The following is a 13,322-nucleotide window of genomic DNA, read 5'->3' on the forward strand; positions in this document are numbered from 1 at the left end:
CTCGGTGCGGCGGCGCCGCCACGAGGAGAGCGCCGGACGAGGGCGGCGACGGTGTCGTCGTCGAGGCCGAGGTCGGCGCCGAGGGCGGGCAGGTCGGCGCGTTCGACGGCGGCCCAGAAGGCGGCGTCGGTGCCGTGGTCGGGGGTGCCGTGGGCGGCGGCAGGCGCGGCGGTGGTGTCGGGCCAGTAGCGGCTGCGCTGGAAGGCGTAGGTGGGCAGGTCGACGCGGCGGGCGCCGGTGCCCTCCAGGACGGCGCTCCAGTCGACGGGGGTGCCGTCGACGTGCAGGCGGGCCAGGGCGGCGGTGAGGGAGGGCGCCTCGGCGCGGTCGCGGCGCAGCGCGGGCACGGTGGTGGCGGGGTGGTCCGCCGGGGTGCCCTCGGTGTCGTCGAGGACGGCGCGGGCGGCGGCGGACAGGGTGCCGTCGGGGCCGAGTTCGAGGTAGGAGGTGACGCCCTGGCGGTGCAGGGCGCGGACCGCGTCGGCGAACCTGACGGTGGCCCTGACCTGGCCGACCCAGTAGTCGGGGGTGGTGAGTTCGGCCGCGCCCGCGAGGTCGCCGGTGACCGTGGAGACCACGGCGAGCAGCGGCGCCCGGTAGGTGAGGGTGCGGGCGACGCGGGCGAAGTCGTCGAGCATGGCGTCCATGCGCGGCGAGTGGAAGGCGTGGCTGACCCGCAGCGCTCGGGTGCGGCGGCCGTCCTCGGCGAGGAGGGCGGCGACCCGGGCGACGGGTTCGGCGTCCCCGGCGACGACGACGGCGCGGGGGCCGTTGACGGCGGCGAGGGAGACCTGGTCCTCCAGGCCGCTCAGCAGCGGCAGCACCTCGTCCTCGGCGGCCTCGACGGCGATCATGGCGCCGCCGGACGGGAGGGCGGCCATCAGGCGGCCGCGGGCGGCGACCAGGGTGCAGGCGTCGGCCAGGGAGAACACCCCGGCGACGTGCGCGGCCGCGATCTCGCCGATGGAGTGGCCCGCGACGCTGTCGGGGCGCACGCCCCAGGACTCGACGAGCCGGTACAGGGCGACTTCGAGGGCGAAGAGGGCGGGCTGGGTGTAGGCGGTGTCGTGCAGCAGGGCCGCTTCCGGGGTGTCGTCCCCGGCGAACAGGACCTCGCGCAGCGGACGGTCGAGCTCCTGGTCGAAGTGGGTGAGGACGGCGTCCAGGGCGTCGGCGAACACCGGGTACCGGTCGTACAGTTCGCGGCCCATGGCGGCGCGCTGGCTGCCCTGCCCGGTGAAGAGGAAGGCGAGCCTGCCGCGGGCGGGGCTGCCGGTGAGGAGGGCGCCGTCGGGGGTGCCGTCGCGCAGCGCGGTGAGGGCGCGCAGCAGGTGCTCGCGGTCGCCGGGCAGGACGGCGGCCCGGTGTTCGAGGGCGGCGCGGGACCCGGCGAGGGAGGCGGCCAGGTCGGTCAGCGGCAGCGCGGGGTGGTCGGTGAGGTGGGTGAGGAGGCGGTCGGCCTGGTCGCGCAGGGCGGTGGCGGTGCGGGCGGAGAGCACCGCGGGGACGCCGTCGGGGAGCGCGTCGGGGGCGGTGGCGGGCGCGGGGGCGGGCTCGTCGGCGACGACCTGCTCGACGATGGTGTGGACGTTGGTGCCGGAGAGGCCGAAGGAGGAGATGCCGGCCCGGTGGGGGCGGCCGGTCTCGGGCCAGGGCACGGTGTCGGTGGCGAGGTCGATGGCGCCCGAGGTCCAGTCGACGTGGCTGGAGGGGGTGTCGATGTGCAGGGTGCGCGGGACGGTGCCGTGCCGCATCGCCATGACCATCTTCATGACGCCCGCGATGCCGGACGCCATCTGGGTGTGGCCGATGTTGGACTTCACCGAGCCGAGCAGCAGCGGCCGTTCGGCGGGCCGGTCCTGGCCGTAGGTGGCCAGCAGGGCCTGCGCCTCGATCGGGTCGCCGAGGGCGGTGCCGGTGCCGTGGCCCTCGACGACGTCGACGTCGCCCGCGGTGAGCCCGGCGTTGGCGAGGGCCTGCCGGATGACGCGGGCCTGGGAGGGCCCGTTGGGGGCGGTGAGGCCGTTGGAGGCGCCGTCCTGGTTGACGGCGGAGCCGCGGATGACGGCGAGGACGGGGTGCCCGTTGCGGCGGGCGTCGGAGAGCCGCTCGACGAGGACGAGGCCGACGCCCTCGGCGAGGCTCATGCCGTCGGCGCCCTCGGCGTACGCCTTGCAGCGTCCGTCGGGGGCCATGGCGCGCTGCCTGCTGAAGCCGGTGAAGGCCTGCGGGGTGGCCATCACGCTGACGCCGCCGGCCAGGGCGAGGGTGGACTCGCCGTTGCGCAGCGACTGGCAGGCCAGGTGCAGCGCGACCAGGGAGGAGGAGCAGGCGGTGTCCAGGGTGACGGCGGGGCCCTCGAAGCCGAAGGTGTAGGCGAGGCGGCCGGACATGACGCTGGAGATGGTGCCGGTGATGAGGTGGCCCTCGGCGCCCTCGGTGCTGGCGCCGCCCGCGCTGTAGTCCTGGTAGCTGGCGCCGATGAAGGTGCCGGTCAGGCTGGAGCGCAGGGTGTGGGGGTCGATCCCGGCGCGTTCCATGACCTCCCAGCCGGTCTCCAGGAGGAGGCGCTGCTGCGGGTCCATGGCGAGCGCCTCGCGGGGCGAGATGCCGAAGAAGCCGGCGTCGAAGTCGGCGACGTCGTGCAGGAAGCCGCCCTGCGTGGAGTAGGTGGTGCCGGGCCGGTCGGGGTCCGGGTCGTAGAGCGCGTCGGCGTCCCAGCCGCGGTCGGCGGGGAAGCCGGTGATGGCGTCGCCGCCCGCCGCGACGAGGTCCCAGAGGGCCTCGGGCGAGGTGACGCCGCCGGGGTAGCGGCAGCTCATCGCGACGACGGCGATCGGGTCGTCGTCGACGGCGGCGGTGGTGCGCACCGGTCCGTCGGCGTCGGCGGCGGGCCCGCCGATCAGGCCGCGCAGGAAGCCGACGAGGGTCAGCGGGTCCGGGTAGTCGAACACCATGGTGCTCGGCAGGGTGAGGCCGGTGACGGCGGCCAGCCGGTTGCGCAGGTCGACGGCGGTGAGGGAGTCGAAGCCGACGTCGCGGAAGGCGCGGCGCTCGGAGAGGACCTCCGGGGAGGCGTGGCCGAGGACGGTGGCGGCCTCGGAGCGCACCAGGTCGAGCAGGAGCCGGTCCTGTTCGCCGGTGGGCAGGGCGCGCAGCCGGGCGGTGAACTCGCCGCCCTCGGCGGCGCGGGCGGCGTTCTCCTCGGTGAGGGCGTGGACCTCGGGGACGTCCTCGAAGAGGTCGGTGGGCCGGGAGGAGGTGAAGACGGGGTGGTAGCGGTCCCAGTCGACGTCGGCGACGGCGATGGAGCCCTCGTCCCCGTCGAGGACCTGGCGGAGCCCGGCGAGGGCCAGCTTCGGGTCCATGAAGTCGAGGCCGCTGCGGCGGATCTGGGTGGGGTCGACGCGGCCGAGCTTCATGTCGTCGGCCCAGATGCCCCAGGAGACGGCGGTGCCGTGGGCGCCGCGGGCGCGGCGGTGCTCGGCGAGCGCGTTGAGGTGGGCGTTGGCGGCGACGTACGCGGCGTGGCGTCCGCTGCCCCACATGCCGGCGGTGGAGGAGTAGAGGACGAACGCGTCGAGCTGGTCGTCGTCGAGGAGTTCGTCGAGGTGCAGGGCGCCCGCGGTCTTGGCGTGGACGACCTTCGCGAACGCGTCGAGGCTGGTCTCGTCGAGGGACTGCAGCTCGATGACGGCGGCGGTGTGGAAGACGCTGCGGACGGTGCGGCCCTCGGCGGCGAGGCCGTCGAGGAGCGCGGCGACGGCGTCGCGGTCGGAGACGTCGCAGGCGGCGACGGTCACCCGGCAGTCGCGCTCGGCGAGTTCGGCGACGAGGTCGGAGGCGCCGGGCGCGTCCGGGCCGCGCCGTGAGGTGAGGACGAGGTCGGTGGCGCCCTGGTCGGCGAGCCAGCGGGCCAGGTGCGGGCCGAGGGTGCCGGTGCCGCCGGTGACCAGGACGGTGCCGCGCGGGCTCCAGTCGCCGCCGGTGGGCGCGGGCGCGGGGGTGATGCGGCGGGCGAGGACACCGCCGGCGCGGACGGCGAGCTGGTCCTCGCCGGTGGTCCCGGCGAGGACGGCGGCGAGGCGTTCGCCGGTGCGCCGGTCGAGGGTCTCGGGCAGGTCGACGGTGCCGCCCCAGCGGTCGGGGTGTTCGAGGGCGGCGGTCCAGCCGAGGCCGTTGACCATGGCCTGGGCGGGCCGGGTGAGGCGGTCGGCGCGGCCGGTGGAGACGGCGCCCCGGGTGACGGCCCAGACGGGCGCGTCGGTGCCCGCGTCGCCGAGGGCCTGGACCAGGCGGACGCTGAGGGCGAGGCCGTCGGTGAGGACGGGGTGGACGGTGCCGGTGTCCTCGGCGTCGGCGAGCAGCGACACGACGCCGGTGAGGGCGGGCAGGGCGCGCAGCCGCTCGGTGAGGGCGTCGCGGTCGGCGTCGGCGGCGCTCAGCACCAGCGGCAGGGCGGTGGCGCCGTGCGCGGTGAGCGCGTCGCGGACGGCGGCGGCGCGGTCGGCGTCGGTGCCGTCGGCGGTGACCAGGAGCCAGGTGCCGTCGAGGTGCGGGGCGGGCAGCGCGCCGAGCGGCTTCCAGGTGGCGCGGTAGCGCCAGGAGCCGACGGTGGAGCGGTCGCGGCGCTGCTTGCGCCAGGTGGAGAGGGCGGGCAGCAGCGGGGCGAGGGCGTCGCGGTCGAGGCGCAGGCGGGAGGCGAGCGAGTCGACGTCCTGCTGCTCGACCTCGGCCCAGAACTCGGCGTCCGCCGGGTCCCCGGCGCCGGCGCCCTGCGGGCGTCCCACGGCCCACAGGTGTTCGCGCTGGAAGGCGTAGGTGGGCAGGGGTGTCCTGCGGGCGCCGGTCCCGGCGTAGACGGCGGCCCAGTCGGCGCGGCCGCCGCGGGTCCACTGCTCGGCGAGGGAGGCGAGGAAGCGGCCGGTGGTGCCCTGGTCGCGGCGGAGGGTGCCGACGGCGGCGATCTGGCGGCCGGTGTGCTCGGCGGTGGCCTGGACGGCCATGGTGAGCACGGGGTGCGGGCTGACCTCGACGAAGACGGTGTGCTCGGTGTCGAGGAGGGCGCGGACGGTGTCGTCGAAGCGGACGGTCTGGCGCAGGTTGCGGTACCAGTAGGCGGCGTCCGTGCCGGTGGTGTCGAGGAGTTCGCCGGTGACGGTGGAGTGGAACGGGACGCGGGCGGCCTGCGGGGTCACCGGGCCGAGCACGTCGAGGAGTTCGGACTCCAGGCGCTCGACCTGCGCGGAGTGCGAGGCGTAGTCCACGGCGACGCGGCGGGCGCGCAGGTCGCGGGCGGTGAACTCGGCCTGGAGGGCGTCCAGGGCGTCGGGGGTTCCGGCCAGGACCACGGAGCGGGGCCCGTTGACGGCGGCGACGCAGACGGCGCCGTCGTAGGGGGCGAGGTGCTCCTCGGCCTCGGCGGCGGAGATCTGCACGGACATCATGCCGCCCGCTCCGGCGAGGACGCGGCCGATGGCCTGGGAGCGCAGGGCGACGACGCGGGCGCCGTCGGCGAGGGAGAGCGCGCCGGAGACGACGGCGGCGGCGATCTCGCCCTGGGAGTGGCCGATGACGGCGTCGGGGGTGACGCCGTGGGCCCGCCAGAGTTCGGCGAGGGAGACCATCACGGCCCAGGTGGCGGGCTGGACGACGTCGACCCGGTCCAGGGTGGGGGCGCCGTCCGCCTGGCGGACGACGTCGACGAGGGACCAGTCGGTGTGGGCGGCCAGGGCGGCGGCGCACTCGTGGAAGCGCTCGGCGAAGACCGGTGAGGTGTCGAGGAGTTCGGCGCCCATGCCGGACCACTGGGAGCCCTGGCCCGGGAAGACGAAGACGGTGCGGCCGTCGGTGTCGGCGGTGCCGTGCACGACCTGGGTGGTGGGCGTGCCGGAGCCGAACGCGGTGAGCGCGTCGACGAGTTCGGCCGTGTCGGCGCCCAGGGCGACGGCCCGGTGCTCCAGGACGGAGCGGGCGGTGATCAGGGTGTGGCCGACGTCGGCGGGGTGCGGCGCGGTGCCGGTGGTGAGGTGGGCGGCGAGGTGCGCGGCCTGGTCGCGCAGGGCGGCCGGGGCGGCGGCGGACAGGATCCACGGCAGGGTGCCGCCCGCGGGGAGGGTCGGCTCGGCGGCCTCGGCGGGCGCCTCGACGGCGGGCGCCTGCTCCAGGACGGCGTGCGCGTTGGTGCCGCTGATGCCGAAGGAGGAGACGGCGCAGCGCAGCGGCCGGTCCTCGTGGCTCCACGGCATGGGTTCGGTGATCAGGCGGACGGTGCCGCTCGACCAGTCGATGTGCCGGGACGGCTCGTCGGCGTGCAGGGTGCGCGGGAGCTGGCCGTGGCGCATCGCCATGACCATCTTGATGATGCCCGCGACGCCCGCGGCGGACTGGGTGTGGCCGATGTTGGACTTCACCGAGCCGAGCAGCAGCGGGTGTTCGGGGTCGCGGCCCTGGCCGTAGGTGGCGAGCAGGGCCTGCGCCTCGATCGGGTCGCCGAGGGCGGTGCCGGTGCCGTGCGCCTCGACGACGTCGACGTCGGCGGTGGTCAGTCCGGCGGCGCCGAGGGCCTGCCGGATGACACGGACCTGGGAGGGGCCGTTGGGCGCGGTGAGGCCGTTGGAGGCGCCGTCCTGGTTGATGGCGGAGCCGCGGACGACGGCGAGGACCTCGTGGCCGTTGCGGCGCGCGTCGGAGAGCTTCTCCAGGACGAGGATGCCGATGCCCTCGGCGAGGGTCATGCCGTCGGCGTCGTCGGAGAACGCCTTGCAGCGGCCATCGCGGGCGAGGGCGCGCTGGCGGCTGAACGCGATGAACGGCATCGGGTTGGTCATGACGGTGGCGCCGCCGGCCAGCGCGAGGGTGGACTCGCCGTTGCGCAGCGACTGGCAGGCCAGGTGCAGCGCGACCAGGGAGGAGGAGCAGGCGGTGTCGACGGTGACGGCGGGGCCTTCGAGGCCGAAGGAGTAGGCGAGGCGCCCGGAGAGGACGCTGGGGCTCGACCCGGTGACGGCGTGGCCCGCGGACCCGTCGTCCATGCTGACGCCGTAGTCCTGGTAGGTGGAGCCGATGAAGGTGCCGGTGGGCGTGGAGTGGACCGACGCGGGGTCGATCCCGGCGTGTTCGAAGGCTTCCCAGGTGGTCTCCAGGAGGAGCCGCTGCTGCGGGTCCATGGAGACGGCCTCGCGGGGCGAGATGCCGAAGAACCCGGCGTCGAACTCGCCCGCGTCGTGCAGGAAGCCGCCCTGGGTGGAGTAGGTGGTGCCGGGCCGGTCGGGGTCCGGGTCGTAGAGCGCGTCGGCGTCCCAGCCGCGGTTGACGGGGAAGTCGGAGATGGTGTCGGTGCTGTCGGCGACGAGGTTCCAGAACGCGTCGGCGGAGCGGGCGCCGCCGGGGAAGCGGCAGCTCATGCCGATGATGGCGATGGGCTCGTCGGAGGCGGCCGGGGCCGGGAGGGCGACGGCGGAGCCCTCGGCGGTGCCGAGGAGTTCGCCGCGCAGGTGGCGGGCGAGGGCGACCGGGTTCGGGTAGTCGAAGACCAGGGTGGTGGGCAGGGCGAGGCCGGTCAGGGCGACCAGGCGCTTGCGCAGGTCGACGGCGGTCAGCGAGTCGAACCCGGCGTCCCGGAAGGCGCGTTTGGCGGGGACGCCCTCGGCGGAGGTGTGGCCGAGGACGACGGCGGCCTCGGAGCGCACCAGGTCGACGAGGAGGCGCTCCTGCTCGTCGCCGGTGAGGCCGCCGAGGCGGACGGCGAGTTCGGAGGCGGTGCCGGTGGCGGCGGGCGCGGCCAGGGCGGCGACCGAGTCGAGGGCGTCGAAGAGGCGGCTGGCGCGGGCGGCGGTGAAGACCGGGTGGTACTGCTCCCAGTCGACGTCGGCGACGGTGACGGTGCTCTCGCCGCGCACGACGGCGCGGCGGAGTTCGGTCATGGCGGTGCCGGGGTCGAGCAGGCGCAGTCCGGTGCGTTCGAAGCTGTCGGAGACCGACCGGTGGGCGCTGGCCATGCCGATCTCGGCCCAGGGGCCCCAGGCCACGGAGGTGGCGGCGAGGCCGCGCGCGTGGCGGTGCTCGGCGAGGGCGTCGAGGTAGGCGTTGGCGGCGGCGTAGGCGCTCTGCCCGGCGCTGCCCCAGACTCCGGCGACGGAGGAGACGAGGACGAAGAAGTCCAGGTCGTGGTCTTCGAGGAGGGCGTCGAGGTGGGCGGCGCCGAGGGTCTTGGCGGCCATCGCGGCGGCGACCTCGTCGAGCGGGGTCGCGGCGAGCGGCGCGGCCTGGCCGACACCGGCCGCGTGCACGACGCCGGTGAGGGGGGCGTCGTCGGGGACGGCGGCGAGGACGGCGGCAAGGGCGTCGCGGTCGGCGCTGTCGCAGGCGGCGAGGGTGACGCGGGTGCCCGACTCCTCCAGTTCGGCGCGGAGTTCGGCGGCGCCGGGGGCGTCGGGTCCGCGGCGGCTGGTGAGGATCAGGTGGTCGGCTCCCGCGTCGGCGAGCCAGCGGGCGGCGCGGGCGCCGAGGCCGCCGGTGCCGCCGGTGACCAGGACGGTCCCCGAGGCGGTGAAGGCGTCCTCGCGGGGCAGTTCGTCGCCGGGGTGGCGGACCACGCGGCGGGCGTAGGTGCCGCCGACGCGGACGGCGAGCTGGTCCTCGCCCTCGCGGGTGGCGAGGACGCTGACCAGGCGCTGGGTGGCGGGCGCGTCGAGGGTCTCGGGCAGGTCGACGAGGCCGCTGAACTGGGCCGGGCGTTCCAGGGCGGTGACCCGGCCCAGGCCCCAGGCGGCGGCGCGGGCGGGGTGGGTGAGGGGGTCGCCCGGCCCGGTGGAGACGGCGCCGCGGGTGACGGTCCACAGCGGGGCGGTGACGCCGGTGTCGGCGAGGGCCTGGGCGAGGACGACGCCGAGGGCGAACCCGGCGGGCAGCTCGGTGTCCGGGCGGGCCGGGTCGGCGAGCGGCAGCAGGGAGATGACGCCGTTGACGCCGTCGGGGGTGTCGGTGGCGGCGCGCAGGGCGGCGGCGAGGTGGTCGCGGTCGCGGTGGGTGTCGTCCAGGTCGAGGCGTTCGACGACGGCTCCGTGGCCGCGCAGCGCGTCGAGGACGTCGGTGCCCGCGCCGCCGGTGGTGACGGCGAGCCAGGTGCCGTCGAGGACGGGGGCGCCCTCGGCGGCGGCCGGGTGCCAGCCGACGCGGTAGCGGGCGGCGTCGAGGACGGCCCGCTCCTGCCGCGCGCGGCGCCAGGAGGACAGCGACGGCAGCAGCGCGTACAGCGAGGCGTGCTCCTCGTCGCGCAGGCCGAGCAGCCCGGCGAGGGAGGCGGTGTCCCCGGACTCGACGGCGCTCCACAGGGCGGCGTCGGCGGGGTCGGCCGGGCCGCCCGCGGCGCGGCGGGTGGTGGGCGCGGCGGTGTCGGGCCAGTAGGTCTCGTGCTGGAAGGCGTAGGTGGGCAGTTCGACGGCGGTGGCGCCGGTGCCCTGGTGGACGGCGGTCCAGTCGACGCGGACGCCGCGCACGTGCAGGCGGGCCAGCGCGGTGAGGGCGGCCTCGTCCTCGGGGCGGTCGGTGCGCAGCAGCGGGACGGTGTCGGCGCCGGTGTCGTCGCCGAGGGTGTCCTGGGCGGCGGCGCACAGGGAGCCGCCGGGGCCGAGTTCGAGGTAGGTGGCGGCGCCCGCGGCGTGGGCGGCGCGCACGGCGTCGGCGAACCGGACGGTGGAGCGGACGTGCCGGACCCAGTGGTCGGCGGTGCGCAGGTCGTCGCCCTCGGCGAGGCGGCCGGTGAGGTCGCTGACGACGGGCACGGTCGGCTCGTGGTAGGTGAGGCTCTCGGCGACCTCGCGGAAGGCGTCCAGCATGGCGTCCATGCGGGGCGAGTGGAAGGCGTGGCTGACGCGCAGCCTGCGGGTGGTGCGGCCGAGGTCGGCGAAGTGGGCGGCGATCCGGTCGGCGGCGTCCTGGTCGCCGGAGACGACGACGGCGGAGGGTCCGTTGACGGCGGCGAGGGAGACCTGGTCCTCCAGGCCGCTCAGCAGCGGCAGCACCTCGTCCTCGGAGGCCTGGAGCGACCACATGGCGCCGCCCTCGGGCAGGGCCTGCATCAGGCGGGCGCGGGCGGCGACGAGAGCGCAGGCGTCGGCGAGGGAGAGGATGCCGGCGGCGTGCGCGGCGGCGACGGAGCCCACCGAGTGGCCGAGCAGGACGCCGGGGCGCACGCCCCAGGAGCGGACCAGCCGGTAGGCGGCCGTCTCCAGGGCGAACAGCGCGGGCTGGGTCCAGCCGGTCTCGTGGAGGGCGGTGGCGCCCGGGGTGCCGTCGGCGGCGAACAGGACGTCCCGCAGCGAGCCGTGCGGGGTGCCCGCGGGGGCGTCGACGAGCAGCGGGTCGAGGTGGGCGATCACCTCGTCGAGGGCTTCGGCGAAGACCGGGTGGCGCTCGTAGAGGGCCAGTCCGGTGCCGGGGCGCTGGCTGCCCTGGCCGGTGAAGAGGAACGCGGTGCGGCCCGCGCCGCCGGTCTCGCCGAGGACGAGGGCCGGGTCGGACCGGTCGGCGGCGAGCGCGGCGAGGGCGCGGCGGGCGTCCTCGGGGGTGCCGACGACGACGGCGCGCTGCTCGAACGCGGGCCGGGTGGTGGCCAGCGAGAGGGTGAGGTCGGCGGCGGTGCCGTCGTGGGTGTCGAGGTGGGCGAGGAGGCGGGCGGCCTGGGCGCGCAGCGCGGGGCGGGTGCGGCCGGAGAGCGTCCAGGGCAGTGCGGTGGGCGCGGCCTCGGGCGCGGTGGGCCGGGGCGCGGCCGGGTGCGCGGGTTCGCCCTGTTCGAGGACGAGGTGGGCGTTGGTGCCGCTGATGCCGAAGGAGGAGACGGCGGCGCGGCGCGGGCGGCCGGTCTCGGGCCAGGCGGTCTGCTCGCGCAGCAGGGTGACGTCGCCGCTCTCCCAGTCGACGTGCCGGGAGGGCGCGTCGGCGTGCAGGGTGCGCGGGAGCTGGCCGTGGCGCATGGCCATGACCATCTTGATGACGCCCGCGACGCCCGCGGCGGCCTGGGTGTGGCCGATGTTGGACTTCACGGAGCCGAGCAGCAGCGGCTGGTCGGCGGGGCGGTCCTGGCCGTAGGTGGCCAGCAGGGCCTGCGCCTCGATGGGGTCGCCGAGCGGGGTGCCGGTGCCGTGCGCCTCGACGGCGTCGACGTCGGCGGTGGTCAGTCCGGCGGAGCCGAGGGCCTGCCGGATGACGCGCTGCTGCGAGGGGCCGTTGGGGGCGGTGAGGCCGTTGGAGGCGCCGTCCTGGTTGACGGCGGAGCCGCGCACCACGGCGAGGACGCGGTGGCCGTTGCGGCGCGCGTCGGAGAGGCGCTCCAGGACGAGGACGCCGACGCCCTCGGACCAGCCGACGCCGTCGGCGTCGTCGGAGAAGGCCTTGCAGCGGCCGTCGGGCGACAGGCCGCGCTGGCGGGAGAACTCGATGAGCGAGGTCGGGGTGGACATCACGGTGACGCCACCGGCCAGCGCGAGGGAGCACTCCCCCGCGCGCAGGGCCTGCATCGCCCAGTGCATGGCGACGAGGGAGGAGGAGCAGGCGGTGTCGACGGTGACGGCGGGGCCTTCGAGGCCGAGGGCGTAGGAGACCCGCCCGGAGGCGATGCTGGGGGCGGTGCCGCTGCCCTGGTGGCCCTCGAAGCGCTCGTCGGCGAGGGTCGCCGAGTAGTCGCTGTACATGACGCCCGCGAAGACGCCGGTCTGGCTGCCGCGCAGGGCGACGGGGTCGATCCCGGCGTGCTCGACGGCGGTCCAGGACGCCTCCAGGAGCAGCCGCTGCTGGGAGTCGGTGGCGAGCGCCTCGCGGGGGCTCATCCCGAAGAACCCGGCGTCGAACTCGCCCGCGTCGTGCAGGAATCCGCCGTAGCGGGTGTAGGAGGTGCCGGGGTGGTCGGGGTCGGGGTGGTAGAGCCCGTCGAGGTCCCAGCCGCGGTTGACGGGGAGTCCGCCGATCGCGTCGGTGCCCTCGGTGACCAGGCGCCACAGGTCGTCGGGGGAGCTGACGCCGCCGGGGTAGCGGCAGCTCATGCCGACGATGACGATCGGGTCGTCGGCGGTGGCGCGGGACTGCGGGGCCGTGGCGGGCGCGGCCGGTTCGGGGGCGTCGCTCAGCTCCTCCAGGAGGTGCGCGGCGAGGGCGGCGACGGTCGGGTAGTCGAAGATGACGGTCGCGGAGGTGCGCAGGCCGGTGGCCGCGGCGAGCCGGTTGCGCAGTTCGACGGCGGTGAGGGAGTCGAACCCGAGGTCCTGGAAGGGCCGTTCGGGGTCGATGTCGGTGGCGGAGGCGTGGCCGAGGACGGCGGCGGTCTGGGTGCGGACCAGGTCGACGACGGTCTCGGTGCGGGCCTCGTCGTCGAGCCGGGCGAGCCGCTGGGCGAGGCCGAGCGCGGCCTCGGAGCCGGTGCGGACGGTGCGGCGGGCGCGGCCGCGGACCAGGCCGCGCAGCAGCGGGGGCACCTCGCCCCGGCCGCGCAGGGCGGCGAGGTCGAGGCGGACCGGCAGGACGGCGGCGCGGGGCAGGCCGAGGGCGGCGTCGAAGAGGGCGAGGCCCTGCTCGACGGTGAGCGGGGGCGTGCCGGAGCGGGACATGCGCTCCAGGTCGCGCTCGGCGAGGTCGCCGGTCATGCCGCCGGTGGGCACCCAGGGGCCCCAGCCGAGGGAGAGTCCGGGCAGGCCCGCGTCGCGGCGCTGCTGGGCGAGGGCGTCCAGGAAGGCGTTGCCCGCCGCGTAGTTGGCCTGGCCGGGGGCACCGGTGGTACCGGCGAGGGAGGAGAAGACGACGAACGCGGCGAGGTCGAGGTCGCGGGTGGCGCGGTGCAGGTGCCAGGCGGCGTCGGCCTTGGGCCGCAGGACGGCGGTGAGGCGGTCGGCGGTGAGGGTCTCGACGGTGCCGTCGTCGAGGGTGCCCGCGGTGTGCACGACGGCGGTGACCGGGTGTTCGGCCGGGACGGCGGCGAACAGCCGTGCCACGGCGTCGGGTTCGGTGACGTCGCAGGCGGTGACGGTGACCTCGGCGCCCGACTCGCGCAGTGCGGCGGCGAGTTCGGCGGCGCCGGGCGCGTCGGGTCCGCGCCGTCCGGCCAGCACGAGGTGGCGGACGCCGTGTCCGGTGACGAGGTGGTGGGCGAGGACGGCGCCGAGGCCGCCGGTGCCGCCGGTGATGACGACGGTGCCGTCCGGGTTCCAGGCGGCGGCGGTCTCCCCGGTGCCGGGGCGGACCCGGGCGAGGCGGGCGGCGAGGACGCCTGCGGCACGGAGGGCGGTCTGCGGTTCCTCGGCGGCGAGCGCGGCGGCGAGGGCGTCCGGGTC

General features: G+C 76.7%; 1 pseudogene. It reads right to left on the bottom strand.

Annotated features, from left to right (window positions below):
• Positions 1-13,322, bottom strand: a pseudogene (locus GA0115242_RS24160) (type I polyketide synthase); the annotation flags it as partial.

The sequence above is a fragment of the Streptomyces sp. SolWspMP-5a-2 genome (genome assembly GCF_900091845.1).
GTDB classification, from domain to species: Bacteria; Actinomycetota; Actinomycetes; order Streptomycetales; family Streptomycetaceae; genus Streptomyces; species Streptomyces doudnae.